The sequence below is a fragment of the Williamsia herbipolensis genome, assembly GCF_000964005.1.
GTDB classification, from domain to species: Bacteria; Actinomycetota; Actinomycetes; order Mycobacteriales; family Mycobacteriaceae; genus Williamsia_A; species Williamsia_A herbipolensis.
In genome coordinates this window covers 19,365-44,301 of record NZ_JXYP01000031.1, presented here as the reverse complement: position 1 = coordinate 44,301, position 24,937 = coordinate 19,365, and the positions used below count along the sequence as shown (strand labels likewise).

Below are 24,937 nucleotides of genomic sequence, written 5' to 3'. Positions count from 1 at the left end.
CGCGCGCCCTTCGTTCACACGCGCGCCAGGCTTCCTGCGCGGATGAACGGTGGATGCGCGTCGGCGTCGCGTCGGGTCAGGCCTTCTTGAGGTCGGGGTTCTCGGCGTAGACCTCGGCCAGTACCGACATGTCGAAGATGTCGGTGGCGGAGATGGTGTAGCCGGCTTTGGCCAGCGCCTCGATGTTCTTGGCGATGAGCTCGTCGGTCATCGTGAGCAATCCGTTGGCCTTCGTGTCGGCGGAGACGACCAGTTCGTTCTGCGCCTGCGCCTCCTTCACCTGCTCGTCGAGCTTGAGGCCCAACGACTTCCCGTACACGTTGACCGCGAGCTCGGCGGATTTCTGCGGGTCGGCGACGGCATCGTTCCAGCCCTGCACCTCCGCCTTGAGGAACTTCTTGAGCTTGTCGCGCTCGGTGTCGATGGTCTCCTGACGCACCACGAGGGTCTCGGCGACCAGCGGCAGGTTGAAGTCGGCGAACAGCAGGGTCTCGGTGGGGAACCCTTTCGCGGCCAGCGTGATCGGCTCGTTGGTGCTGTAGGCGACCCAGCCGTCGACGTCACCGGTGGTGAGCGGTGTCGGGTCGTACTGCACCGTGATCTTCTGGATGTCGCTCTCGCTGAGGTTGTTCGCGGTCAGCAGGGCCTTGAAGACGTTCTCGTTGGAGGCCTGCACCCCGATCTTCTTGCCCTTCATGTCCGCCGGCGTCGAGATGGGCTTCTTCGCGGACGACATGATGCAGAACGGGTTCTTCTGATAGGTCGCGGCAACGGTTTTCAGCTTGGCGCCCTGCAGGATGACCGGTGCGGTGAGCTGCGGTGCGGTGGTGCCGATCCACACCTTGTTCGAGGTGAGGCCGGTCTCGACGCCGGTTCCCGCGCCGCCACCGGTGATGAGTTCGGGGTCGGCGGACAGGCCCGCGGCCTTGTAGTACCCCTTGTCGAGCGCGTGGTACTCGCCCGCGAACTCGATGTTCTTGATCCACGACAGCTGCATCTTGATCGCGTCGGAGCTCGACGACGAGGATCCCGAACTGCACGCGGCGAGCAGCCCCGAGCCGCCGACGGCGGTCGCGGCGCCCCCGGCGATCAGCGAATAGCGCAGGAAGGAACGACGATCGAAGGTGGGACTCATGATTCTCCTCAGGTGGGTTCGGTGCCCATGCGGGCGAGCACGATGTTCTCGATGACGCCGACGATGGCGTAGAGGACGATGGAACTGACGGTGATGACGACGACCGACGCCCACAGTTCGTCGTAGGCGGCGGCGGGAAGCGCCTGTTGCAGGCTGGCGCCGAGACCCTTGTTGGTGCCCAGCCATTCGCTGACCGTCGCACCGATCATCGCGCCGGGCACCGACACCTTCGCCGCGGCGAACAGCGCGGGCACGGCCGAGGGCAGCGACGCCATTCGCATGGTCGTGAACCGGGTTCCGCCGTATGCGGTGATGACGTCGCTGATCTGCCGCGGCGCGTTGTTCAGTCCGGTCATGATCATCACCAGGGCGGGGAAGAACACGATGATACCGCCCATCACGGCCACACACGCCGGTCCGCGGCCGACGATCATGGTGATCAGCGGCGTCATCGCGACCAGCGGGACCGATCGCAGCAACATCGCGAGCGGCATGAACGTCTGCGCCGCGGGGCGGAACATCACGAACACCGCGGCGACCACGATGGCCGCCACCATGCCGGTCACGAACCCGATCCCGGTGTCACCGAGCGTGATCCACAGGTCGTCGAAGATCGCCGACCTCTGCGACGCGGCGTCCGAACCGGAGACGAGGAACTCGAACACGTCGATCGGGGTGCGACCGATGATGGGCCCGATGTCGGGGAACGCCAGGAGGAACAGCGACCAGATGACGACGATCAGCACCAGCGAGCCGACGAGCGCGCCGAGGAAGCGGGTGGTCGTGGAGAAGACGGAGGAGCGGGTCATCGGCCCACACCCGATCCGGACCGCACCGATTTCCCGGTGGCCCAGCGGGTCACGAAGATCGACACCACCGCGACGATCGCGTAGCCGATGCCGGCCACGGCGCCGGCGATGAGGGCGATCGCCCACACCTGCGGTATCGCGGCACTCTGCTGGGCGAGGATCATCGCCGGGCCGATGCCCTGTTCGGGCATCGACAGGAACTCGCCGAGCACCGCGCCCAGCACGGCGGCCGGGGCGGCGATCTTCACTGCGCCGAGGATGTTCGGCAGGGCCGCGACGACACGCACCCGCACCAGCTGCGCGAACACCCCGCCTCCGTGCACGCGCACCAGGTCGAGCCCGGCCTGCGGAGGCGACCGCAGACCGGTCAGTGTGCCGATCATCGTCGTGAAGAACACCGAGATCGCCGCCAGGAACACGATCATCGTCTGCACCTCGGCGAACGCGACCTGGATGATCGGCGCCACCGCGATGAGGGGCGTGCAGTAGCTGATGATGGCGAGTTGCGTTGCCAGGCCCTCGATCAGTGGGATCACGACCACCAGCAGCGCCACCACGATCGCGAGCAGGTTGCCCCACAGGAATCCGCGCAGCGCCAGCTCGACGGTGGGTGTGACGTTGGTGGAGTAGAACTGCGAGCCCTGCTCGCCGAGCGCGTCGATCACCGCCAACGGCGTCGGGATGGTGCCGGAGAACCATCGCGCGACACCGGCGATGGTCCACACGGCGATGACGGCGATGAGTCCGGCGACGCCTGCGCCCCAGCGTGATCCGGCGCTCCGCAGTCCTCCCCATCGCGCCCCCGGAACGGGAACGCCCTCGATCGCGGTGCTCGTGTCGATCGAACTCATGTCTGGGCCGGGGCGGCAGCGCCGAACAGCAGTCCGCTCAGGTGATCGTGGAGGGCGTGGAACTCCGGCGTGCGCATCATCTCCGGCACGCGGGGTCGCGGCAGGTCGATGGGCAACACCTCGATGACGCGTCCCGGGCGCGGGCTCATCACCGCGACCTCGTCGGAGAGGAACACCGCCTCGGCGATACCGTGCGTGACCATCAGGGTGGTCGCCGGCTTCTCGGTCCAGATGCGGAGCAGCTCGATGTTGAGGCGCTGGCGTGTCATGTCGTCGAGCGCACCGAACGGTTCGTCGAGGAGCAGCGCGGTCGGCCGGACGACGAGGGCACGAGCGATCGAGACCCGCTGACGCATACCGCCCGAGAGGGTGGCGGGCTTCGCCTTCTCGAAGCCGGTCAGCCCGACCAGGTCGATGAGCTCCGCGACGAGACCGTCGTCGACAGGTAGGCCCGCGACCTGCAGCGGAAGCTTGATGTTGGCGGCGACACTGCGCCACGGCAGCAGGGCCGAGTCCTGGAAGGCGATCCCCAGACCGTGGTCGCGCTGCAGGTCGCGCGGGGACTTCCCGTTCATCAGCGCCGTGCCGCCGCTGGCCTGTTCGAGGCCCGCGAGGATGCGCAGCACCGTCGACTTGCCGCAGCCCGAGGGGCCGAGCAGGGCGAGGAAGGAACCCTCGGGGGTCTGCAGGGTCACGTCGTCGAGCGCGGTCACCGTCGACGATCGCGACCCGAACACCTTGGTGAGCCCGGAGACGTCGATACCCGTCCCAGGGGGACGGGTACCGACGGACGGGTGGGGAGCAACCATGGGGGCGACGCTAGGTGCCGGTGGTTGCTGTGCTGTTAACCCTGTGTAACGCCGACCTTCTCGGGCGCCGGCGCCGAACCCGCCGATCCCTTGAGGGCGTCGGCCCACCGCACCTTCGAGCCGGTCTGCAGGATCGACCGCTGGTAGATGCGCGATGCGGCCCAGACCGCGGCGAGGCACGCGACGACCATGATCACCACGGTGCCGATCACCTGGACGGTGTCGGTCTCACCGGCGGCGATCCGCATCGGCATGAGCGACGCCGAGAACGGTGGGATCCAGCTGAGCACCTTGATGAAGGTGGAGTCGAGCGCGTTGATGCCGAAGATGCCGGCGTAGAGCACGCCCAGCGACAGGATGGTCATAGGTGCCGCCGTCGAGCCGAGTTCCTCCTGTCGCGACACCATCGCGCCGGTCGCGGCGTAGAGGGTCGCGAAGAACAGGAAGCCGAGCAGGAACCACACCACCACCGCTGCCAGCATCGACACCGCCGCGCCGGGCACGGTGAGCAGACCGGTCACCGATGCGGTGATCAACCCGGCGCCACCGAGGACCACGAGCTGTCCGAAGGTGATCGCGCCGATGCCGAGGATCTTGCCCCACAGCAGGTGGAGCGGACGGATGGTGGCGAGTAGCAGCTCCACCACACGCGAGGTCTTCTCCTCCACGACACCGGCCGACACCATTCCGCCACCGGTCATGATCGCGAACAGCAGCAGGATCACGCCCACGTAGGCGATGGCCAGGCGTTGGCCCTCGTCGGCCTTGGCCGGTGTGGTCTCGGTGACGTCCAGTCGGTTGCCGGCCTGCTGGGCCGCGGCGAACGCCGCGGGGTCGATGTTGTTGCGCGCCAGCGCCTGCTGCTGGGCGAGCTGGGCGATCGCGGTCCGCACGATGGTCTCCGAGGTACCCGAGAGACCGTCCTTGGTGACGGCGTTGAACGCGGCCCCGCCGGCTTGTCCGGGGGCCACGGCCACCGACACGTCACCCGCGTCGACCTGGGTGCGTGCCTGCGCGGCATCGGCGAGCGGGACGATCTCGACCTTCGTGCCCGTGACCTGCCCTGCGGCGGTGATCGACTGCGACAGCGCGGTGTTGGTGCCGACGACGCCGATCTTCTCGGGCTTGTCGTCACCCCCGGTGAAGATCGACGCGACGATGAGTCCGCCGATGATCACCACGAGGAGCAGTGCGTTGGTGATGAGGAACGAGCGGGCGCGTACGCGGGTGCTGATCTCGCGACGCGCGATCAGCGACACCGCGCGGGAGGCGCCGAGCCGGGTGGAGGAGGGGGCGTTCTGGCCTGTGGTGCTCATGCGGATACAACCTCTCGGAACAGATCGGTCAGGTGGGGAAGGCTGGTGGCGAAGCGGTGCACCGGCCCGTGGGACATGGCCGCGGCCAGGATCTGCTGGTCGTCGGCGCCGGCGTCGAGCGTGAGGAAGCTGTCGGCGCCGCGGTAGTCGACGTCGATGACACCGGGCAGGCCGTCGGCCCACCGCGTGGAGGTGTCGGGGCCGGTGACGTGGAGGGTCACGCCGCCGCGGCCGCGGAGTTCGTCGACGGTGCCCAGCGCGCGCATGCTGCCCTTGGTGATGATGCCGACGCGGTCGCACAGCCGCTGCACCAGATCGAGCTGATGACTCGAGAACACCACGGGCACACCCTCGGCCGCCTTCTCCTTGAGCACGTCGCTCATCACGTCGACCGCGACCGGGTCGAGGCCGGAGAACGGCTCGTCGAGCACCAGCACCGACGGCTCGTGCACGAGTGCCGCGGCCAACTGTGCGCGCTGCTGGTTGCCGAGGCTCAGGTCGCCGACGTTGTCGTCGATGCGTTCGGCGATGCCGAGCCGTGCGACCCACCGTTCGACGTTGTCGCGGGCGTCGGCGGTCGACAGCCCGTGCAGCTCGGCGAGGAACCGGAGTTGTTCTCCCACCTTCATCTTCGGGTACAGGCCGCGCTCCTCGGGCATGTACCCGATCTGGCGACGCATCTCCAGGTCGATGGGTCGGTCACCGAGCAGCACACGTCCGGAGTCGGCGGCGAGCACACCGAGGATGATGCGCATGGTGGTCGACTTGCCGGCACCGTTGCTGCCCACGAAGCCGAAGATCTCGCCAGGGTGCACGGTGAAGGTCATGTCGGCCAGGGCGACGAGATCGCCGTATCTCTTGGTCAGGCCGTCGATGATGAGCGGGTGGGTCATGATCGTCCTCTCTCGGTCGAGCGCGGATGGTCGTGGTCGGTGCACCGCGGCGGGCGTCACCATGTCGCCGGTGTGGGTGGGTCGTCGTGTGCGGTCGGATGCGGTTGCGTCGCAATGGGAGTCGGCGGGCCTGGCGGATCAGCGGGGCCGGGCTGCTCCTCGACGGTCGAGCTCTCGCCGAACTCGTCGAGCTCATCGAAGTCCTCGGGGTCGGGATCGGTCATCCACCACGAGGTCAGCATGGTGGGGGTACAGGTCCCGATGAGTGTGGTGGTGATGAGCAGGACGCCGATGCCGTACACGTTGCGCCCGGAGACCAGCGTGAACGCCGAACCCATGACGATCAGCATCATGAACGGGATGAACGACAGCGTGAACAGCACGAGATAGCCGATCGACCGGGCCGAGTTGCGTTGCGCCAGTTGGATCTCGTCGAGTGCCGACACCGGTGCGTCGGCCACCGAACCGGTCACCGTCTTGAGCAGCACCAAGGTCGCGAGGATGCCCGACAGCGAGACCAGGTACGGGATGAAGAACAACCACTCGTTGGTGAAGAACGCGATGACCGCGGCCACCAGCAGCAGGAGGAGGAACATCGCGAGAAGAACCACCAACCGCCGGAACCAGCGACGGTTCCGCAGCCGCGGCCACCTGGTGGCGTTCTTGGCGAGCAGACGTTCGTACCGTCGCGCGCGCCAGTTCTCGTAGCGTCGCCAGCTCTGTGGCTGCGCGTGCTCCGGGATCGCCGAGTGCGGATCGGTCATCAGTGTGCTCCGTTTCGGTTCGAGTAGAGCTCGGCCGACATCGCGGTGAACTCGGTGCGGCTGAAGACGGCCTCCACGGGCAGCTCGAACACGGCGCAGATCCGGAACGCCAGATCGAGGCTGGGGTAGTTGTCACCGCGTTCGAGTGCGCCCACCGACTGCACGTTGATCCCCACGAGATCGGCGAGCGCCGCGCGGGTCATACGCCGCTCGGCGCGCAACACGCCGATGCGGTTGTAGATGGGGAGCTGTGCTCCGCGACGTACTGGGCTCACCCAACTGAGTATTAGGAAAACACAACACAATGTCAATGCTCGACAACAAAATGGTGGAAAAGACGTCAGGGGCGGGTGTGCGTGACACCCGCCCCTGACGCCGTACAACGCGTCGGGATCGACCTAGGTCAGAGCGGCGATCGAGATCGCGGCGCTGACCGCGGCGCCGGCGCCCAGGCTCGTCGCGAAGCTGGTTCCCCAGTCCATGGCGTCGAGGTCCTCGAGCTGTTCGACGTCGAACTCCTGCAGGGCGAGCTCGGTGGTCTTGCTGGTCATGGTGTTCTCCTGTTGCCGACGACGGGTCACACCCGTCGATGATGTGGTGCGGTGGTCGTCACGAACGCGATCGGCGCGCCCGGACGTAGAACAGTGCCGTGAAGACGAGTGCGATCACGGCGACGTCGACGACGATCATGACCGGCAACGCGATCGTCGACCCGGCCGACAGTGCGTAGGTCACCGAGACCGCGGCACCGACGACGAGGGCGAGGACGAGAGCGACAACTGCCGGTTGTGATCCTGACGAATCCGGTTTCGACATGGCGAATCCTTTTCTGGACGGTGGGTGCAGCGCGGGATGCGCTGCACCGGGGCATCACGTCAGGATCGACACGGCCGCCGAGTAGCTGATCGCTCCGCCGACGCTGAGGCCGCCGATCGCGCTCAGGGCGTCACTCCAACCGGGGGCGTCCAGATCGTCGAGCTGTTCGACCTCGAACTCCTGCAGAGCGAGCTCGATCGACTTCGGGTTTCCGTGCGGTGACTTCATCTCCTACCTTTCCTTCGTTATCGAACCGACTGCGGGCTGCAGCCGTCGCCCGGGACGGACGTGTGTGGCGCGGTGCGGCGCAGGCCGTACCGCGGGTTCGGGTGTCGTCGTGTCGAGATCGCCGCAGAGGTCGGCGATGACACGGCGCTGGTGGGTCCGGATGGTCTGTGCCGCAGCGGTGATCCGCGAGGCGTGGTCGGCGGTCACGCAGGCCACCGGCTGGGCCACGCTGTAGCGGCCCTCATCGGCGACGACCGCGAGCGGTCCGAGGTCGACGGGGTCGTGGCGCGTGCGACGCCACTCCTCCACGGCGAGGTCTGCGTCGGCGTCGAGTGGCAGCACGAGTCGGGGGCCGTCACGCAGACGGTCGAACCACGCGGTGACGTCGGCGGTGTAGGCGGCGCGCAGCGAGGCGACCGCGCCGGGCGCGGTGAGCCGGTCGGCCGCCGCCCGCGCGAGGCGGGCCGTGGCGAACGTCGCCAGCGGCACGTGGTGGCGCAGACGGATGCGGCCGCGCCGAGCCGAGGTCGAGGTCAGCATGTCGACGGTGCGTGCGGCGAGGGTGGCGAACCGGGCGTCGGCATCGGACATGCGCAGCAACAGATCCCAGTCCTCCACGCCGGGCCCGGTCCTCCACGGGCCGCTGCGCGCGAGCAGCTCGCGGCGGTGGGCGAAGCGTGACGGCTCGAACATCGGTCCCAGCAGCTGCATCTCGGGATGCCACACCGCGTTGCCCGCGGAGGTCGCGAACGTCGTCGCCCCGGTGGTGTCGACGTACCGGCCGCCGGTCGCCACGAGATCCGCTCCGCCGGTGACGACGTCGACCACACGCTGCAGGTGCTCGGGGTGCCATCGGTCGTCGTGGTCGAGGTAGGCGACGATCGGACCGTCGGTGAGGTCGATGCCCGCGTTGCGGGCCGGTGACGGATGGCCGTGGTGATCGATGCGGGCGACCACCACGCGGTGGTCGGCGCGGGCGATCTCGGAGACCACGGAGTCGGTGTCGTCGGTGCTGCCGTCGGACACCACGACGAGCTGCCAGTCGCGAAACGTCTGGGCGCGCACCGATGCGATGGTCGGGATGATCGCCGTCGACCGGTTGTGGGTCGGGCAGATCACCGAGACCGTCGGTGCGCCGGTCGCGGTCACCACCGTGCCCCCGGTGCGGTGTCGAGGCCGGGGAGGCCGACGGCCCCCGACCGCAGTCCGGTGAGCGCGGCGATCACCCCAGCGGTCCCGGTCGCGAGATCGTCGGACAACCGCAGATTCGCCGACCCCAGCACCGCGACCCCGGTGTCGATGCGGACGGAATAGGCGCGCAGGACGTCGGTGCCGTACACGGGCCGCAGGCGCTCGGCGTCGGCGATGTCGTGTGCGTGCGCTGCACCCAGTACGGTCGCGGCACCCGCCCACCCGTGGAAGAGTCCGGCGCCGTCGGCGACGTGATGAGCGGGCACATGTGCGAGCAGCGCGTCGAGTCGGTCCCGGATGGGTTGTGGCGCCGTCGGAGTCGAGAGCAGGCCCAGCAGGGGCAGCGCGACACCGAGGTCGGCGGCGAGCGTCGGGCGCATGATCCGTGCGTCGAGTCCGTCGAGATCGCGGTCGATCCACTCCACGGCGAGGTCGAGGAGTTCGGGGTCGCGGGATCGGCACGCGAGAGCGGTCGCGAACAGCGCCGCACCGCTCGCGCCCTGCATCAGCCCGTGCGCACGGGGCCCGGCGCCGGGCCCGATCTCGCGGATCCGGGCCAAGATCTGGTGGGCGCGATCGCGCAGTTCGGCGGTGGGCGTGCTCCTCTCGGCGCGCAGGATCGTGAGCCCGATCCCCGCGAGGCCCCCGTAGAGCGCTCCGGTCAGCGGGGCCGTCGCGCGGTCGACGGCGAGAAGGTGTGCGGTGAGGGCCGAGGCGGCGACGCGGCCGCGCGGGTCGTCGTGGGTGTCGGCGCGATCGAGCAGCGTCCACAACACCCCGCCGAGTCCGTTGTAGAGCCCCCATCCGAGGTCACCGGGCGCGCGGGTGAGGACGCGCTCGACCCTCTCGACGAGCCAGTCGACGTGGTCGGTGGTGTCGACACCGGCGCGGTCCAGTGCGCCGATCACCCCGGCGGCACCGTGCGCGAGCGACAGCGGTCCCTCCGGGGTGGCGTCGGCGCCGGGATCGGCCGGGAATCGGCGATCGTCACCGGAGTCGCGGGCCCGCGCGACGACACCGCGTGCCAGACCGACGATGTCGGTGCACGCCGTGGCGTCGGGGGCGGTGTCGGACGGTCGGCTCAGCACTGCGGTCGGGCGGGTGGCACCCAGGCGGTCGTGCACGGTGCGCAGGTCGTCGTCGCCGACGCCGAAGCGCGCGGTGAGGACGTCGCCGATGACGTCGGCGGCGTCGGAGTTCCACGCGAGGGTCGCGGGCAGTCCGGGCGCGAACACCGAGATGGCGAGGCAGGCCAGCGCGTAGCGGTCGATGGCGGGGCCCACACGGTCGGCGGGGGCGACGAATCCGATCGCGGCCTGGATCTGCGCGGCGTCGGGTGCGGTCGAGGCCGTCTCGAGGTCGATGATCTGCAGCCGGCCGTCGGTGTCGAGGAGCAGGTTGCCCGGGTGCAGGTCGCCGACGGTGATCGAGCGCGCGGTGATCCGGTCGACGAGCGACTCGACGGCGAACAGTGTCGACCGTGCCCAGGCGGTGAAATCCTCGGCGTCGCAATCGGCCCGACGTCGCGCGGCCACCGCCTCCACCGTCTCGCCGTCGATGTACTCACGGATCAGGTAGTGGTGCTCGGCACCCATCCGGTGGTCGAGCACCGCGGGGACGCCGTCGATGTCGGACAGTGCGGTCAGTGCGGCGTGTTCGGCGCGCAACCGGTCGACGGCGTCGTTGCCGCCGAGATCGATCCCGGCGAGGGGACGCGCCTCCCGGATCAGCACCGGTGTCCCGGTGCGGTCGTCGGTACCCCGGTACACGCCACCGCCGTTGGAGTAGTGCAGCGCGGAGGTCACGGTGTAGGGGAAGTCGCCGAGGGTGGCGCGATCGCGGTCGGCGACGGCACGGGCGACGACCTCGGGAACCGGAACCCCCTCCGGGACACGGAAGAACGGACGCCGGGAATCGGGAACCCATCGTCCGGTGCCGTCCTGGATGAGGTGGCGCACCTGCCCGTCGACGCCGCGGGCCGTCGGCGGCGCGATTCCGCCGTAGCGGACGTAGAGCGGGCCCGAGCGCCAACGCACGTCGGTGAGGATGTAGGGACCGTCGACACCCTCGAGCATGCCGCCGAGGTCGGTCAGCACGTCGTCGAGACGCTCGGCCGGCGGATAGATGGTCACGAACTTGCCGCTGCCCGAACGCGATCCGTACTTCCCGTTGCGGCGCAGCAGCACCTCGGGTGAGCGGATGTACTTGAACGGGATCGCCTCGGCGAGGCAGTACTTCGCCGCGACCCCGACCACCTGGGTGGCGTTCGCGGGTGTCGCCGAGACGTGGACCTTCCATCCCTGCGGCGGGAGCACGGCGTCGGGGTGGGTGACCATGGTCCAGTCGGGACCCACGCCCACCGTCCAGGGCGACGGAATCGACAGTCCCTCGCCGTAGGTGTCGTGCAGGGGCCGCGTGCCCGGTGCCTCGAAGAAGACCGAATCGGGGTGGCAGTACTCGACGGGGATCATCGGGTCATCCACCGCCACAGGTCGGTCGCGCCGCCGCGCATCGACGCCGGCCAGAGGTACCGGCCGACCAGGTCGCGGCCCAGCGACGTCCGACCGACCTCGACACGCGCGAGGCCCGACGACGGTGCCGACGGATCGAGCGATGCCTCGACGACGACGGCGTAGCCGGGCGTGATCAGGTCGGGCGATCGGGTCGGCAGCACCGCCGACAGCGGGAAGCGGGCCGATTCCACCCCGGCGCCGGTCTCCGCGCGGCCCACGTGATGGTGGAGCACGACCCCGTTGGTGAGGAGCGTGACCTCGCGGTCCGCCCCGATCCGCGCCAGCGTCGCGCGGTCGGTGGAGACGAGAAGTGTCGTGTCGCCGGTGCGCAGGTAACTCACCGATGCGGTGCGGGTCACGTCGACGCCGCCGAGGACCCCGACCACGACGGCCGCACCGAGCACGCCGACGACCACGGTGCGCATCAGTCCGGCGCCGTCCGCGCGGGCCCGGGCCACCGTTCGCCGGATCACGGCCACGACGATGAGCAGCAGGTAGCAGGTCAGCAGCATCACGATGGTGTCGCCGACCGCTCCGGTCGCCGCGAGGGCGCCCGACCAGTTCGACACCGCGAGGTACACCAGGAGCACCGGGACGAGAGTGCAGGCCCCGCCGAACCACGGCAGCCACCGTCGCAGCGGTGCCGGGGCGTGGGTCCCGAAGAGCACCGCGCGCACACGGTCGGCGAACGCGGCGAGGGACTTGTCGCGGAGGTTCGGGATGTCGGTGGCGCTCATGAGGGCGATGTAGCCGTCGAGTTTCACGAACGGGACGAGGTTGACGACCACCATCACGATGCTGGTGGCCGACACCAGCGCCAGCGTCGCGACGACGTCGTCGCCGGCGCCGCCCTGGCGGGCGCACACTCCGGCGATCGCCGTGGCCGCGAACACCACGGCCTGCACGCTGCCCCCGGCGAGGGCGACCACGACACGACGTCGCCGCGAGTCCAGTGTCCAGGCGTCGGAGATGTCGCAGAAGAAGGCGGGGACGAGGTAGAAGAGCATGACGCCCATGCGGTTCACGCGTCCGCCGTACCGGCTCAGTGCCCACGCGTGCATGTACTCGTGCACCGCGGTCGCGACCAGCGACACGGCGATCACGGTCGCGAGGACGCGGAGGTCGATCGTCGTGGCCAGTGCATCGATCGTCGTCGGGACCAGCGTCGCGAAACATCCCACTGCGACCGCGGCGATGACCGCAGCCGTGACGGCGGACAGTCGTCGAGCCGCCGTGCCCATGCGCCGGGTCGACGGGCCGGGCAGGATCCGATGGACCGCGGTGCCGATCAGCGAGATCTGGACGGTCAGCGGCGGGATGAACCGGATGCGGCTCTGTCGGGTCGGGGGGCTCGCGCCGTCGTCGTCGGTGAGCACCTGCATCGTCTCGAGCACGCCGAGTCCGCCCAGGACCCGGTCGCGGTCCCACCGGTCGCCGAGGGTCGCGCACAGGTCGTCGACGCCTCGGGTGCCGTCGAGCGCGCGGGCGAGTTCGGCGAGGTCGGCGCCCACCCGGAAGTAGCGGTCGGTCCCGGCGCTGATGACCCACCGGATCGGCTGGGAGTCGGGCATCTCGCGCATGCGGACGTTGTCGGCGAGCTCGGGTGCGCGCAGACGTTCGTCGACCGCTGCCATCACGACACCGCCCCGACGGCGAGGTCAACCGCGCGTGCCGATGCACCGACACCGGGCGCGGCGTCGGTGACGATGTCGGCCAGCTCGCTGCGGGTGAATCCGCCCAGCGCGGGTTGTCCACGCCCCCACCGCCGATCGCATGCGGCTGCCACCGCCTCGCTCTGCGAGGCGGTCATGGGGGCGAGAGGCGCCACACCCCATCGGTCGAGCAGGATTCGCAGGCCATCGGCCGGTGCGTGCGGCAGACCCGGACTCGCGTCGCGAACCCGATCCCACACGAGGCGCAGGCGCTGCGGCGATCCGAGGCGGAGATCGCCGGCCTGCAGACGCGCCCACAGTGCGGCGGTCACACCACCGAACGCCGACACCTTCGTCGCGCCCGTCGCCGTCGACAGCTCGTTGGCGATGTACCACCCCTTCGCGGCGAAGGGGTCGCGACCGACGCGGTGGAACTCCGGTGCCTGGCTCCAGGCACTCGCCTTCGCCAGGGCCAGTCGTACATCACCCGAGACCGGGCCCTGCGCGGCCGCGGCGCGGTCGGCGTGTTCCACCGTGTGCGCCAACAGTTCCAGCGACAGTCGGTCCTCGAGACCGTCGGCCCACGCCGCCACGTCGCCGGTGAGCACCCCCGCGAGGCGGAGGAACGCCTCGGCCGCGCCGAAGGTGACCAGGTGGTGCGGGAGGTCACGGGTGGCGCGCTCGTCGAGAAGCGCCGCGTCGGGCGCGAGTCCACCGCCCACGAGGAGGCGCTTGTGGCCGTCGAGCGACAGGCACGCGCGCGGGCTGCGTTCGGCGCCGGTACCCAGGGTGGTCGGGATCGCGATGTGCCGCGGCCGGTTCGGGGCGTCGTCGCCGAGGTGGATGAGTCCGGCCCGGCCGCACCGGGCGAGGTGGTCGCCGAGGCCGGGGACGGCGCCGAGGTGCAGGCCGATCTTCACCAGGTCGAGGGTGGAGCCGCCGCCGAGCGACAGCACCTGCGACGCCCCGCCCAACGTCGCGGCGGCACCGCGCACGGCGTCGAGATCGACGACCGGTGGGGTCGGCACGATCTCGTGGTCGATGGCGCACCACGTCAGCATCGAGGTCAGCTCGGCGAGGGCTGCCGATCCCACCAGAGCCGGGTCGAGGGCCACGATCGCCCGGGCGCCGGCACCGCGCGACGCGGCCGGATCCCTCAGCAGCGTCTGCAGCGACGCCAGACCGTGCAGGACGGGGGTGAAGGTCAACACGGTGCACCGACCGAGACGGTGGTGTGGTCGTCGGCGAGCACATCGGTGAGACCGGTGGAGATCGCGGCGAACAGCTCGTCGAGTTCGGCCTCGGAGTAGACCAGCGCCGGCAGCAGCTGCACCCCCGAGGGTCCGGGATGGACCACCGCGCCCGCGTCACGGATCCGTGCGACGAGCTCGGGCACCCGTGCGTTGTCGAGGGGCTCGCCGTGCGGTGCGAAGGCCAGCGCGTGCATGGCGCCGATCCCTTTGTGGTGCACTGCGATCGGAGAGTCGGCGACGAACGACGCGACGCGATCGGTGATCCCCGTGGCGAGGGTCGGCGCGCGCCCGGCGATGTCGAGGCGATCGATCTCGGCGAGGGTGGCGCTGATGGCCGCGCAGGTGATCGGTGTGCCGGCCTGGGTCTCGCCGTGGACGAACAGGGCTCCGGTCTCGGCGAACACGGTGTCGATCCGCTCGCCGACGAGGACCGCCGCACCCGCGCACGTGCCGTTGGTGAGGGCCTTGGAGGTGATGAGCACGTCGGGTGCGCTGCTCCACGCATCGCTGGCGAATCGTCGGCCGGTCCGCCAGAACCCGGTGGCCACCTCGTCGGCCACGAGCAGGAACCCGTACTGCTCGCGAAGGCCGAGCAGGGTGTCGATGAACTCGTCGTCGAGTACCACCGCGCCGGTGCCCAGAACCGGTTCGACGACCACTGCGGCGACCCGGTTGCCGAATCGACGCATCGCGTCGGTGATCGCCTGCGGGTCGTTGGGTGGGACGTGGCGGATGGTGCGGGTGTCCACGCCGTAGGTCGCCTGGCCCAGATCCTCACCGGTGAGCGCGAATCCACCGAACGTGAGTCCGTGGAAGCTCCCGTCGAGGGAGACGAACAGGTCGCGGTTGCGGGCGGGGGACACCGCGTGGAACTGGCGGGCGAGCTTCATCGCGAGGTCGTTCGCGGCGCCGCCCGACGTCGAGAACATCACCCGCGGGTATCGGCCGCCGGTGTAGGCGACGAGGTCCTCGGCCGCCCGCCGTGCGTAGGCGTTCTCGTGGCGGAACACCGACAGGTACGAGGCGTCCTGGGCGGCATGGGTGATCGCCTCGGCGATCACCTCGTTGCCGTACCCGAGGTTGACGTTCCACAGACCGCTGGTGCCGCACAACTTCCACCCCGAGTCGAACTCGATGCGCGTGCCGCGGGCGGAGAGCGTCCGGATGGCCGTGTCGCCGTGGCGGCTGTGGTCGATCAGGGCGGGCCACAGCGCATCCCGCGACGCGGTCATCGCAGTGCCGCCTCGAGGAGGACGTACCGGTGTCGGGTCCCCGCGGTGTCGCGGATCGCGCGCTCGCGGCGCACCTCGAACCCACTCGATCGCAGCTCGTCGGTCAGCGTCGCCACCGGCACCACCCCGACCCGCGAGAGGTGGACCTCGGTGTCGTGGCGGGGTTCGCCCGTGGCGGGGTCGATCTCGACGACCGCGAGGTGGCGGGCGTCGGCGTGGGCGGGCCACAGTTCGTGCATGCGGTAGGTGGTCCCGCTGCTGCCGGTGACCGTCGAGATGTCGAGGTCGCCGCCCTCCCGGTGACCGTCGGCCGAGTCGACGGTGGAGATCAGCAGGATGCCGTCGTCGGTGAGCGCGCGGGCGATCCCGGTGAACATCTCGGCTCGCTGCTCCGGGGTCAGCAACGACGCCGAGGTGGTCGCGATGACGACCGAGTCGAACGTGGCGGGAGCACAGTCGATGTCGACCATGTCGGCGCAACGGAGGTCGCAGGACCCCGCCGACGACCCCAGCGCGGCGATACGGTCGGCGAGGATCGCGAGCATGTCCGCCGCGAGGTCCACGGCGGTCACCGTGTGGTGGGCGCGCAGCAGGGGGATGGTGATGCGTCCGCTGCCCGCGGCCAGTTCGAGCACCGGGCCGGGCCGCTTGCGCAGGGCGCTGAGGATCTCGTAGATCTCGGCGGTGTTGGAGAACCCGATGTCGTCGTAGAGCGCCGCGCCGCGGGGGTCGCCGTAGAGGTCGACGAACCGCGCGCGATCGCCGAACAGCTCTCGCAGTGGGGCGGGGACCTGTGACGGCGCCACGGTCCTGTCGTCGGCGATGTCGGTGCTCACGCGACCACCGCCTCGGAACGGGTGCCGACAGAGATGCCCTGCGACGCCAGGGCGTCGAGCAGCCGGCGAAGGGATTCCCCGGTGTCGGTCGTTTCCGTGACGTCGTCGTCGGCGAGCAGGGGTTCGAGGAGGGTCCCGGCCTCGAGTGAACAGGTGACGAGCGCGCCGCCCTGGGCGACGAACGCCCTCTCGCGGCTGAAGGCGAGGATCGGCCGGTGCGCGTCGGACACGTCGGCGCCCGTGGGCGCGACACGGCTGTCCAACCGGGCGCCGAAGCCCGAGACCCGCACCCCTTCATGGCCGTTGGCCCCGATCCGACGTACCGCGCGGATGGCGCGCAGGTACCGCGGCAGCCACGGGCGCCGCGACCACTCGTCGTCCCCGATCGCCGCGGCGAGCATCGGGGCGGTCGACTCCGCGGTCGTCGGTACGAACGGGGAGACGGAGAGGTGACCGCCGGGGTGGACGCACAGGCGGGTCGCAGGGCCGTCGATCTCACCGGAGTCGGCGATCTCCACCGCGGGGTGGATCGTGAACGGTGCGAACACGCCGTCGTCGTGGGCGGCGTCGGCATCGGCGAGGAACGCCTCGACGTCGTCGTCGGAATCGAGCCGCACGAGGGTGGTCCCGAGAATGGAGACATATGGGCTCGAGGCGTAGTCCTGGATCCGCACGGCGATCGGTTCGACCTGCGTCCACTCCGCGCCACCGTGGGCGTCGAGGTACAGATCGTCGAAAGCGTCGATGTCGCCGTCGATCCCGACGACCGGCGATCGGTCGAATGCGGCCGCGATGGTGTCGACGTGATCGGCGGGGGTGAACACCGCCGCCGGGACGTGGTCGATCGCCGCTCGCGCGACGGCGACACCCTCGGGGTCGGCCACGTAGAGCTGCACCCCGGGCCGACCCGATGTGCCCGATGCCGTGTCACCCACCAGCAGCGTCCTGGTGGCGGCGGCGATGTCGAACGGTGACGCGGTCATCCGGTACTCCTTCGATCCAGCGGTCAGGGCGGCGAGGTCGGGAGGTCAGGGGTGCGGCACCGAGAGGATGTCACCGAGGTCGGCCAGTGCCGCCCCGATACCGCTCACGGCGCAGACGCCGACGGTGTTGAGCACGACCTCGTCGACGCCGGCCCGACCGAAGTCGAGCAGGGCCTCGTGCACCTCGTCGGCGTCGCCGAACACGAAAGCGCCTCCCTTGACGAGCTGTTCGGTGTCGGCCCGCTCGGTGCCGGAGATGGCGATCCCGGCGCGATCGAGCATGTCGCGGTAGTGCGGCGCGGCCATGTGGCGCCCGCTCGATGCGACGACGACGTCGTGTCGGTCACGGCCCGGGCGATCCAGAGCGACCGGAACCATCGCGACCACACGGGGACGCGACGGTACGTCGGTCGCGGTGATCGGCGTGGACTCCGCGGTACGCTGCGCGCGCCCGGCCTCGAGCCCGGGGACGATCACCTCGTCGAGGTAGCTCGGAGGGGTGAGCCAGGTGATGGCGGTGTCCGCGCTGCGCCCGGCGAGCTGCGCCATGGCCGGACGCAGTACGCCGAGTCCGACCTCGATGTCGGGCACCGGTTCCGCGGGAAGGGCTGTGTGACAGGAGAAGTACTCGCCCGTGGTGTCGACGGTCTCACCGTGCAGCAGGCGCGCGACGATGTCGACGTACTCACCGACCGCGCCGATCTGACTGCGGTACGGCTCCCCGAGCAGGGCCCGTTGGAAGTCGCGGCCGCCGGGGCCGATACCCAGGCACACGGGGTGCTGCGTGGTCTTCGCCAACGATCGCGCCTGATGGGCGATGTCGAGGGGATGACGTAGCGGCATGAGCGTGACCCCGACGCCCACGGGAACCCGGAATCCTGCGCCCGCGGTCGCCGCGAACGTCCCGAAGGTGTCCATCGTGGCTCCATGGCCCTGCCACAACCGGGCGGCCCGGGTCCACTGGACCAGGGAGGAGAACGGGTGCACCTGTTCGGGGCGTCGTGGCACGAACGGCAGCAACACCGACAGTTCGGGTGGCGACGCGTAAGCGGACACGCCGATCAAAATAGCATTGTTAAGTAAAAGGTTCAGGGCAACGATCAGGCTGAACGGAAGGCCGCCAGGTCATCGAGCATGTGTTCAGTTGGACGTGATTGCCGCCGTGGTCGCTGCGGTGGTGGCGGCCGTGAGCGCGACCATCACGGCCAGTTGGATCTGTTCTGTCGCTGATCGGACGGCCGATTGCGCCCAGGCGCCGGTGCGCGCCGCCTCGATCTGCTGCTGGTCGGCCCCGGGGAAGCGACGGGTGGCGATCTGGGCGGCGTCGAGTACCGCGATGAGGGCGCCGATCTCCGGCGTCATCGAGACGCCGGGGGAGGTGATGGCGCGCTGGACCTCCGCGAACAGGTGGACCAGCGACGATCCGGCGACGGGCTTGTACCGATGCGTCGTGTAGAGCCACAGGTGTCGCCGGGTCAGGTGCTCCACGAGGCCGGCCTGTTCCGCCTCGACGAACACCTCGTCGCGTCGGCGATGGGCGATCGGGCAGAACGCGGTGATCAGTGCGCCGGCATCGCGGGGCTTCTCGCCGATCGTGGTGATGCAGGCGTCGAGTGCGGTGCTGCCGGTGGGGGAATCGTCGGTCACCACGACGCTGTCGTCGGAGATCGCGATCCGATCCCGGAGCGAGAGGTCGGCGAGGAACGCCCCGGCGATTGCCACGTCGGCGAAACCGGCCTGCGTCAGCGGCTCGCCGGTGGACGGATCGAGGGCCAGCAGGATGAATCGCTCGGCGACACCGTTCATGTCCATAGTCTGGCTAAGCATACGCGTGTTCGAGCTCGAGGGCGTCGGTCACGTCCCGATCGTCTCGGCCACCACCCGCGCGGCCTCGCGACCGGCGCGATTGGCGCCGATGGTGGAGGCGGACGGGCCGTACCCGAGCAGTTGGACTCGCGGTTGCGCGGCGACCACCGTCGCCAGGCGGCCGGTCATGGTGATCCCACCGCCTGCGCTGCGCAGCCGCAACGGTGCGAGATGGTCGAGCGCACTGCGGAATCCGGTGTTGTAGAAGATGACGTCGACGTCGAGGTGCGTTCCGTCGGCGAAATCGACGCCGGTCTCGGTGATGCGGGTGAACATCGGTCGCCACGCGAGGATCCCGTCGGCCTGGGCCGCGGCGATCGCGGGGGTGCGCCGGAGGCCGGTCACCGACACCACCGATGTCGGTGGCAGTCCCGCGCGCACCCGCCGTTCCACCCGGGCGACGGCCTCGCGGCCCTGCTCGGGGGTGAAGGGGCCGTCGGCGAACACCGGCTCGGTGCGAGAGCACCAGAAGGTCTCCACATCGATTGCGATACGGGCGATCTCGATGAGGAGTTGGACGGCCGAGATCCCCGCGCCGACCACGAGCACGCGCAGTCCGTCGAACTCGTGCGGCCCGGTGTAGTCGTGGGTGTGCAGGGTGCGGCCGGTGAAGCGTTCGGCGCCGGGGATGTGCGGCACGAAGGGCCGATCCCACGTGCCGGTCGCGTTGATCACGGTCGCGGCCTCGAGCGTGGTCTCCGGGGTACCGGGGCCGGCGCCGGAGGTCACCGTGAACCGGGGGTCGTCGGGGTCGCGTCCGGGTGCGAGGCGCACCGCGCTCACGTGGACCGGTCGGCGGACGGGGAGGTCGAATCGTCGTTCGTAGCGCCCGAAGTAGTCGGCGACGGCTGTCGACGCGGGCCACTCGTCGCAGTCGACGCCGAGGGCCTCGGCGAGGCCGTATCCGGGGAGGTCGTGGACGTGGTTCGCGCCCGCGAGGGTGAGTGTGGGCCACCGGAACTGCCACGCCCCGCCCGACGACGGCGCGTGGTCGAGGATGGCGAACCGGCCGTCCAGGCCACGGCGTTGCAGGAAGTAGCCCGCCGAGAGTCCGGCCTGGCCGCCACCGATCACGACGCAGTCGAGCTGCTCGTCGGTGGACACGACGAGAACTCTACTCAGCGAGTGCGGCCTGCCGGTGGACACGGGGGAGCCTGATGCTCTCGGTGATGAGGAACTGCAACCGTCGTTGAACCGCCTCCGAAACGGGGTCCGGTGGCACGTGGTCGGCGACGATCTGCGCGGGTCGGTGCAGGTGGTTGGCGCGTGGTGGGCCGGTGCTGCCGTTGGGTACCCAGCCGTAGCGTCCGCGGTCGGGCCCGGAGTCGATCTTGACGGTCGTGAACTGGCCCGGGCCGTCGCCGACAGCGCGGTTGTGGGGTCCACACGCGGGGGCGAGGTCGGTGACGTCGGTGACACCGCCATCGGCCCAGTCGTTTTCGGCATGGTGGATCTCAGCGTGTGCGAAGGGTGCGGGACATCCCGCCTTGCCGCATCCGCCGTATTGGGAGAACAGGACGAATCGCTGGGCCTGGGTCGCCAACCGCTTGGCGCGACCGTAGAACAGCGGTTCGCCGGTGGCGTCCTCGAACACCGACAGGTGCATCTGTGCTGTGGCGGCCATCGCGACCACGTCAGTCATGGGGAGGTCGGCGCCGGTGGCGGTGTGGGCGATCCCCGCGTGCTGTCGCAGCTGCGTGTCGGTGATGGACACGATGATGTGGGGCGGCAGACCTCGATGGGAGCTGCCGAGAAGCCCGCCGTCGACGGCTGCCTGCAGCAGGGCCTTCAGTGCGTCGTGATTGCGCTGGGACTGCGAGCGGTGGTCGCGATCGGCGGCCTCGCGCAGGAGGGCGGGGTCGATGCCGTCGTCGTCGTTGCCGCCGTGCGGTGAGTGCTCGTCGTCGGGGTTGTTCATTCCCGGCGCGGCCCACGCTGCGAGGACGACGTCGAACAGCGCTCGTGTCATCGGGTCGAGATGTCCGGTGAGCTTCGACATCAGCAGGGAGTCCTGGGTGCCGATACCCACGCCGCGGTTGCGGGCGCGATCGCGGTCCGACGGTAGGTCGCCGTCGGGGTCGAGATGGGCGAGGATGCGGGCGCCGGCGCGGGCGATCTCGCGCGGGCCGAAGTCGCGGGCGATGTCGGCGAGCTGCGCCTCGGCGCCCTCGCGCATGACCGAAGGTGTTGCGGCAGGCACCTTGTCGAGGACGTCGAGCACTGCGATGACGTGCTCATGGGAAAGATCGCCGTCGGCCATGGCGGCCGCGGTCTCCGGGCAGCGCGGGGGCAACGGTTCGCCGGTCATCGACAGCATCGACGACAGTTCGGCGACCTCGCGCAGTCTCTTCCTGGGAGTTGCGACCCGCAGACGTTCGCCGACGAACTCGATCAGGTTGCGGCACTGCACCGTTCGGTAGGCCTCGCGATCGGACACGTCGGCGATTCGCCGAAGTCCGGTGGACCCCATGGTGCGCGTGAGTCGTTCGTGGGTGATCGCGATCTCTGCGATCTCCGACTCCGTCAAGGCGTCGGTGGACTCGTCGGCGATCTCGGCCAGGAGTGATTCCAGCGCAGCATATTTGGCGATCAGAGTGTTCCCCACCAGCGCAGCCTCCCCCCCGGATGCATCGACTGCCACAAGTCTAGTTCGGGAATACGACATTCGCAAGTGTGTTCGAACACAAACCCCTCGTCGCTGCTCGATCTGTGGTCGCGGCCGCGCGGTATGTGTCGCGCGATACGCTGACGACCATGATCGGGAGCACGTCGAACGGGTCCGTCACCACCATCGAGTTGCAGCGATCGGACAAGCGCAACGCGCTCGATCACGCCATGGTGGACGACTTGGTGTCCGCGGTCGACTCCGCTGTCGAGGCCGGTGCGCGCGCCATCGTCCTCACCGGCGAGGGTCGGGTGTTCTGCGCCGGGGCCGACCTGTCGGGTCCGGTCTACGACCCCGAGTTCCTGACCAAGCTGGTGTCGGCCCTGCAACGGATCGAGGCGGTGCCGGTGCCGGTGATCGCGGCGCTGAACGGTAGCGCGCTCGGCGCCGGCCTGCAGCTGGCCATGGTCGCCGATCTGCGGGTGATGGCGCCCGACGCACTGTGCGGGATACCGGCGGCCAAGATCGGTGTCGCGGTCGACGAGTGGACGATCCGTCGCCTCATCTCACTGGTCGGGTCGGGCACCGCGCGCGGGATGCTCATCGGGTGTGACCCGCTCACCGCCGAGCACGCCCTGTCGGTGGGTTTCGCCAATCGCATCGGCGATCTGGCGATGGCGCAGGAGTGGGCGGCGACCATCGCCGAACTCGCGCCGCTCACGCTCGCCCACTACAAGCTGGTGTTCGCCGGCGACGGCGCCCGCGACGAGGTGCCGACCGATCGAGCGGCCGCGATGATGCGCGCCTGGGAGAGCGAGGATCTCGCCGAGGGCCGGTCCGCACGGACCGAGAAGCGCAGCCCTCGGTTCACCGGGCGCTGAGCACTACGTCAGGCGCTTGACCGACGACCCCGGTCGGTAGACGAGTCGCTTCACCGACGCCGGCGGCGGCGCGATGCCGGGACCGCCCGCGCGCATCCAGTCGCCCACCTCGGCCATCGCCGACGCGGTCAACACCTTCTGCAGCCAGACCGGGCGCCCGCCCTTCACCCGACCGGCCCGTGAGGGCGACACCACGATGACGTTCGATCGCGCGCAGTCGTCGAGGCAATCGCTGGTGCGCACCCGCGCGGCGTCGCTCGCCGACGCGCGCAGGGCGTCGAGATGCTCGTCGTGGTCGATGTCGGGGTGTTTGCGTGCGGTGCCACAGCAGCAGCCACGACACACGGTGGCCGTCGGCAGGGTGGTGGCGGACTTCTTGCCGGACAGCATGAGCTCCGATGTTCGGGGGACCTGCGTGGCCCGGTGATCTCGACGAGCCTACGACATTTGCGATGACTTGCTCTACGCTACCCGGCTTTCATGCGCAAGGCTAAAGGGTGCGAGTTTTCGTGCTCGAAACATGCTGGAACCGTTCGGGATACACGTCGCCTCTAGCGTCGCGATATTGCCCGCCAGGGGGTGGACATCACTGCGACGCGCGATCGAGGAGAACGCATGACCCAGGAAGTAGTGGAGCCGAATCCGGCTCTCACCGGACCGCAGGCCGCGGCGACACGAGAGACGCTGGAGGACTACACCCTTCGGTTCGCGCCACGGAGCTACCGCAAGTGGGGGCCGGGTGTCGTCTCGATCTCGGCGCTCGGCGGCATCGCCTATCTGGCCGACTTCGCCATCGGTGCGAACATCGGTATCGCCAACGGCACCGGTAATGCGTTGTGGGGCATCCTGTTCTTCGCCGTCGTCATCGTGCTGACCGGCTACCCGTTGGCCTACTACGCCGCGCGCTACAACATCGACCTCGACCTCATCACCCGCGGTAGCGGTTTCGGCTACTACGGCTCGGTGCTGACCAACGTCATCTTCGCGTCGTTCACCTTCATCTTCTTCGCCCTCGAGGGCTCGATCATGGCCCAGGGTCTCAAGCTCGGCCTCGGGATCCCCCTGTGGCTGGGCTATCTCGTGTCGTCGGTGCTGGTGATCCCACTGGTCATCTACGGCATGAACACCCTGGCCAAGCTGCAGGTGTGGACCACCCCGCTGTGGCTGGTCATGATGGTGCTCCCGTTCCTCTACCTGCTCATCAGCCACCCGAGCGCCGTCGGCGACTTCCTCTCCTACAGCGGCGGTATCGACGCCAAGGGTGGCCAAGGGGTGTCGTTCGCCGGCACCATGCTGGCCGCGGGCGTCTGCCTGTCGCTCATCGCCCAGATCGCCGAGCAGATCGACTACCTGCGCTTCATGCCGCCCAAGACCCCCGAGAACAACCGCCGCTGGTGGGCCGCGGTCCTCACCGCCGGTCCGGGCTGGGTGTTCTTCGGCGCGATCAAGCAGGTCGTCGGCCTGTTCCTCGCGGTGTACCTCATCCTCAACTTCGCCGACCAGGCCGGCGTGGCCAACCAGCCCGTCGAGCAGTTCCTCGCCATCTACGAGGACTTCATGCCGCACTGGCTGGCGCTGACCCTCGCGGTGATCCTCGTGGTCATCAGCCAGATCAAGATCAACGTCACCAACGCCTATTCCGGTTCGCTGGCGTGGACCAACAGCTTCACCCGCGTCACCAAGACCTACCCGGGTCGACTCGTATTCCTGGTGTTCAACGTCGCCATCGCCATCGTGCTGATGGAGGCCGACATGTTCAGCTTCCTCAACAACCTGCTGAACTTCTACGCCAACTGCGGCATCGCGTGGATCGCCACCGTCGCCTCCGACATCGCGATCAACAAGTTCCTGCTGAAGCTCTCGCCCAAGCAGCCCGAGTTCCGTCGCGGGATGCTCTACAGCGTGAACCCGGTCGGGTTCGGCAGTGTCGTGATCGCCGGCGGGCTGTCGATCATGACCTACTTCCACGTGTTCGGCGACGCCATCCAGCCGTACTCGCCGATCGTGGCCCTGGTCCTCGCGGTGGTGCTGCCGCCGATCTTCGCCGTCGCGACGAAGGGCAAGTACTACCTGCGTCGCACCGACGACGGGATCGACCTGCCGATGCTCGACGAGAACGGCAACCCGTCCGACGCCCGCCTGATGTGCTGCGTCACCGGCATCGAGTTCGAGCGGCCCGACATGATCGCCTCGGCCAAGCCCGGCCCGAACGGCGAGAAGCAATACATCTCGTCGCTGGCGCTGTCGTGTGACAAGACCGGCGAACACGTTCTGCCCGAACAGAAGTAGATCGGACCGGGCTTT

The 24,937-nt window shown here is 69.5% G+C and carries 25 protein-coding genes; 2 read left to right on the top strand and 23 right to left on the bottom strand.

What is annotated here, in order from left to right; translation table 11 throughout:
- Positions 1–76: 76 nt before the first annotated feature.
- The 22 genes from TU34_RS17140 to TU34_RS17040 all read right to left on the bottom strand — a co-directional run bounded on the left by TU34_RS17140 (position 77) and on the right by TU34_RS17040 (position 21,752).
- A complete protein-coding gene (locus tag TU34_RS17140; RefSeq protein ID WP_045824115.1) occupies positions 77–1,135 on the bottom strand; it encodes an ABC transporter substrate-binding protein in 1,059 nt (352 codons plus the stop codon).
- Positions 1,136–1,143: 8 nt separating this feature from the next.
- Positions 1,144–1,944: an ABC transporter permease gene (locus tag TU34_RS17135; protein WP_045824114.1), complete on the bottom strand. Its 801-nt coding sequence runs from the start codon at positions 1,942–1,944 to the stop codon at positions 1,144–1,146.
- Complete coding sequence (locus TU34_RS17130; RefSeq protein ID WP_420835195.1) at positions 1,941–2,795, bottom strand: ABC transporter permease; 855 nt, start codon at positions 2,793–2,795, stop codon at positions 1,941–1,943. The genes TU34_RS17135 and TU34_RS17130 overlap by 4 nt, the downstream gene beginning before the upstream one ends.
- Positions 2,792–3,604, bottom strand: a complete 813-nt coding sequence (locus tag TU34_RS17125; protein ID WP_045824113.1) for an ABC transporter ATP-binding protein — start codon at positions 3,602–3,604, stop codon at positions 2,792–2,794. Before TU34_RS17125 ends, TU34_RS17130 begins: the two co-directional genes overlap by 4 nt.
- Positions 3,605–3,639: 35 nt before the next feature.
- On the bottom strand, positions 3,640–4,920 hold the full coding sequence (locus TU34_RS17120) for an ABC transporter permease (RefSeq protein WP_045824112.1): 1,281 nt from the start codon (positions 4,918–4,920) through the stop codon (positions 3,640–3,642).
- The gene (locus TU34_RS17115) at positions 4,917–5,813 is read right to left on the bottom strand and encodes an ABC transporter ATP-binding protein (RefSeq protein WP_045824166.1); all 897 of its coding nucleotides are present in this window, start codon (positions 5,811–5,813) and stop codon (positions 4,917–4,919) included. Before TU34_RS17115 ends, TU34_RS17120 begins: the two co-directional genes overlap by 4 nt.
- A 56-nt stretch (positions 5,814–5,869) precedes the next feature.
- Positions 5,870–6,577: a hypothetical protein gene (locus TU34_RS17110; RefSeq protein ID WP_065973630.1), complete on the bottom strand. Its 708-nt coding sequence runs from the start codon at positions 6,575–6,577 to the stop codon at positions 5,870–5,872.
- Positions 6,577–6,852, bottom strand: coding sequence for a helix-turn-helix transcriptional regulator (locus TU34_RS17105; protein WP_045824111.1), 276 nt, complete (start codon positions 6,850–6,852; stop codon positions 6,577–6,579). The genes TU34_RS17110 and TU34_RS17105 overlap by 1 nt, the downstream gene beginning before the upstream one ends.
- Before the next feature lie 123 nt (positions 6,853–6,975).
- Complete coding sequence (locus tag TU34_RS23945) at positions 6,976–7,128, bottom strand: hypothetical protein (protein WP_160298544.1); 153 nt, start codon at positions 7,126–7,128, stop codon at positions 6,976–6,978.
- Positions 7,129–7,186: 58 nt separating this feature from the next.
- The gene (locus tag TU34_RS17095; RefSeq protein WP_045824109.1) at positions 7,187–7,393 is read right to left on the bottom strand and encodes a hypothetical protein; all 207 of its coding nucleotides are present in this window, start codon (positions 7,391–7,393) and stop codon (positions 7,187–7,189) included.
- Between the two features lie 54 nt (positions 7,394–7,447).
- Positions 7,448–7,621, bottom strand: a complete 174-nt coding sequence (locus TU34_RS24125; protein ID WP_200932733.1) for a hypothetical protein — start codon at positions 7,619–7,621, stop codon at positions 7,448–7,450.
- A gap of 3 nt (positions 7,622–7,624) precedes the next feature.
- Positions 7,625–8,770 (bottom strand): glycosyltransferase family 2 protein, encoded by a 1,146-nt coding sequence (locus tag TU34_RS23115; RefSeq protein ID WP_160298543.1) that lies wholly within the window; start codon positions 8,768–8,770, stop codon positions 7,625–7,627.
- Complete coding sequence (lanKC, locus tag TU34_RS23670; protein ID WP_052689010.1) at positions 8,767–11,283, bottom strand: class III lanthionine synthetase LanKC; 2,517 nt, start codon at positions 11,281–11,283, stop codon at positions 8,767–8,769. Before lanKC ends, TU34_RS23115 begins: the two co-directional genes overlap by 4 nt.
- Positions 11,280–12,959, bottom strand: a complete 1,680-nt coding sequence (gene mpaP / locus TU34_RS17080) for a daptide biosynthesis intramembrane metalloprotease (RefSeq protein WP_150116582.1) — start codon at positions 12,957–12,959, stop codon at positions 11,280–11,282. Before mpaP ends, lanKC begins: the two co-directional genes overlap by 4 nt.
- On the bottom strand, positions 12,959–14,185 hold the full coding sequence (gene mpaC / locus TU34_RS17075) for a daptide-type RiPP biosynthesis dehydogenase (RefSeq protein ID WP_160298542.1): 1,227 nt from the start codon (positions 14,183–14,185) through the stop codon (positions 12,959–12,961). Before mpaC ends, mpaP begins: the two co-directional genes overlap by 1 nt.
- Complete coding sequence (gene mpaD / locus TU34_RS17070; RefSeq protein ID WP_045824107.1) at positions 14,182–15,462, bottom strand: daptide-type RiPP biosynthesis aminotransferase; 1,281 nt, start codon at positions 15,460–15,462, stop codon at positions 14,182–14,184. The genes mpaC and mpaD overlap by 4 nt, the downstream gene beginning before the upstream one ends.
- Positions 15,459–16,298 carry a daptide-type RiPP biosynthesis methyltransferase gene (gene mpaM / locus TU34_RS17065; protein WP_052689008.1) on the bottom strand — a complete coding sequence of 280 codons (840 nt, stop codon included), beginning with the start codon at positions 16,296–16,298 and terminating at the stop codon, positions 15,459–15,461. The genes mpaD and mpaM overlap by 4 nt, the downstream gene beginning before the upstream one ends.
- Positions 16,295–17,281, bottom strand: a complete 987-nt coding sequence (locus TU34_RS23665; protein WP_045824106.1) for a hypothetical protein — start codon at positions 17,279–17,281, stop codon at positions 16,295–16,297. Before TU34_RS23665 ends, mpaM begins: the two co-directional genes overlap by 4 nt.
- Positions 17,282–17,326: 45 nt before the next feature.
- The gene (locus tag TU34_RS17055; protein ID WP_203225485.1) at positions 17,327–18,337 is read right to left on the bottom strand and encodes an LLM class flavin-dependent oxidoreductase; all 1,011 of its coding nucleotides are present in this window, start codon (positions 18,335–18,337) and stop codon (positions 17,327–17,329) included.
- An 84-nt stretch (positions 18,338–18,421) separates the two neighbouring features.
- On the bottom strand, positions 18,422–19,087 hold the full coding sequence (locus TU34_RS22425) for a GOLPH3/VPS74 family protein (protein ID WP_160298541.1): 666 nt from the start codon (positions 19,085–19,087) through the stop codon (positions 18,422–18,424).
- A 48-nt stretch (positions 19,088–19,135) separates the two neighbouring features.
- Complete coding sequence (locus TU34_RS17045) at positions 19,136–20,251, bottom strand: flavin-containing monooxygenase (protein WP_082080385.1); 1,116 nt, start codon at positions 20,249–20,251, stop codon at positions 19,136–19,138.
- Between the two features lie 10 nt (positions 20,252–20,261).
- Positions 20,262–21,752: an HNH endonuclease signature motif containing protein gene (locus tag TU34_RS17040; RefSeq protein ID WP_052689006.1), complete on the bottom strand. Its 1,491-nt coding sequence runs from the start codon at positions 21,750–21,752 to the stop codon at positions 20,262–20,264.
- A gap of 149 nt (positions 21,753–21,901) precedes the next feature.
- On the opposite strand from TU34_RS17040, the gene TU34_RS17035 reads away from it, so the two are divergent.
- The gene (locus TU34_RS17035; RefSeq protein WP_045824157.1) at positions 21,902–22,633 is read left to right on the top strand and encodes an enoyl-CoA hydratase; all 732 of its coding nucleotides are present in this window, start codon (positions 21,902–21,904) and stop codon (positions 22,631–22,633) included.
- A gap of 3 nt (positions 22,634–22,636) precedes the next feature.
- Here TU34_RS17035 and TU34_RS17030 read toward each other — a convergent pair whose 3' ends face one another.
- A complete protein-coding gene (locus TU34_RS17030; protein WP_045824104.1) occupies positions 22,637–23,023 on the bottom strand; it encodes a hypothetical protein in 387 nt (128 codons plus the stop codon).
- A 225-nt stretch (positions 23,024–23,248) separates the two neighbouring features.
- On the opposite strand from TU34_RS17030, the gene TU34_RS17025 reads away from it, so the two are divergent.
- Positions 23,249–24,922 (top strand): purine-cytosine permease family protein, encoded by a 1,674-nt coding sequence (locus TU34_RS17025; protein ID WP_045824103.1) that lies wholly within the window; start codon positions 23,249–23,251, stop codon positions 24,920–24,922.
- Positions 24,923–24,937 lie beyond the last annotated feature (15 nt).

What these genes read in the sequence shown, in the direction of transcription:
- TU34_RS17140 (WP_045824115.1), bottom strand. Translation starts at nt 1,135, where the DNA reads ATGAGTCCCACCTTCGATCGTCGTTCCTTCCTGCGCTATTCGCTGATC.
- TU34_RS17135 (WP_045824114.1), bottom strand. Translation starts at nt 1,944, where the DNA reads ATGACCCGCTCCTCCGTCTTCTCCACGACCACCCGCTTCCTCGGCGCG.
- TU34_RS17130 (WP_420835195.1), bottom strand. Translation starts at nt 2,795, where the DNA reads ATGAGTTCGATCGACACGAGCACCGCGATCGAGGGCGTTCCCGTTCCG.
- TU34_RS17125 (WP_045824113.1), bottom strand. Translation starts at nt 3,604, where the DNA reads ATGGTTGCTCCCCACCCGTCCGTCGGTACCCGTCCCCCTGGGACGGGT.
- TU34_RS17120 (WP_045824112.1), bottom strand. Translation starts at nt 4,920, where the DNA reads ATGAGCACCACAGGCCAGAACGCCCCCTCCTCCACCCGGCTCGGCGCC.
- TU34_RS17115 (WP_045824166.1), bottom strand. Translation starts at nt 5,813, where the DNA reads ATGACCCACCCGCTCATCATCGACGGCCTGACCAAGAGATACGGCGAT.
- TU34_RS17110 (WP_065973630.1), bottom strand. Translation starts at nt 6,577, where the DNA reads ATGACCGATCCGCACTCGGCGATCCCGGAGCACGCGCAGCCACAGAGC.
- TU34_RS23945 (WP_160298544.1), bottom strand. Translation starts at nt 7,128, where the DNA reads ATGACCAGCAAGACCACCGAGCTCGCCCTGCAGGAGTTCGACGTCGAA.
- TU34_RS17095 (WP_045824109.1), bottom strand. Translation starts at nt 7,393, where the DNA reads ATGTCGAAACCGGATTCGTCAGGATCACAACCGGCAGTTGTCGCTCTC.
- TU34_RS24125 (WP_200932733.1), bottom strand. Translation starts at nt 7,621, where the DNA reads ATGAAGTCACCGCACGGAAACCCGAAGTCGATCGAGCTCGCTCTGCAG.
- lanKC (WP_052689010.1), bottom strand. Translation starts at nt 11,283, where the DNA reads ATGATCCCCGTCGAGTACTGCCACCCCGATTCGGTCTTCTTCGAGGCA.
- mpaP (WP_150116582.1), bottom strand. Translation starts at nt 12,959, where the DNA reads ATGGCAGCGGTCGACGAACGTCTGCGCGCACCCGAGCTCGCCGACAAC.
- mpaD (WP_045824107.1), bottom strand. Translation starts at nt 15,462, where the DNA reads ATGACCGCGTCGCGGGATGCGCTGTGGCCCGCCCTGATCGACCACAGC.
- TU34_RS23665 (WP_045824106.1), bottom strand. Translation starts at nt 17,281, where the DNA reads ATGACCGCGTCACCGTTCGACATCGCCGCCGCCACCAGGACGCTGCTG.
- TU34_RS22425 (WP_160298541.1), bottom strand. Translation starts at nt 19,087, where the DNA reads ATGAACGGTGTCGCCGAGCGATTCATCCTGCTGGCCCTCGATCCGTCC.
- TU34_RS17035 (WP_045824157.1), top strand. Translation starts at nt 21,902, where the DNA reads ATGATCGGGAGCACGTCGAACGGGTCCGTCACCACCATCGAGTTGCAG.
- TU34_RS17030 (WP_045824104.1), bottom strand. Translation starts at nt 23,023, where the DNA reads ATGCTGTCCGGCAAGAAGTCCGCCACCACCCTGCCGACGGCCACCGTG.
- TU34_RS17025 (WP_045824103.1), top strand. Translation starts at nt 23,249, where the DNA reads ATGACCCAGGAAGTAGTGGAGCCGAATCCGGCTCTCACCGGACCGCAG.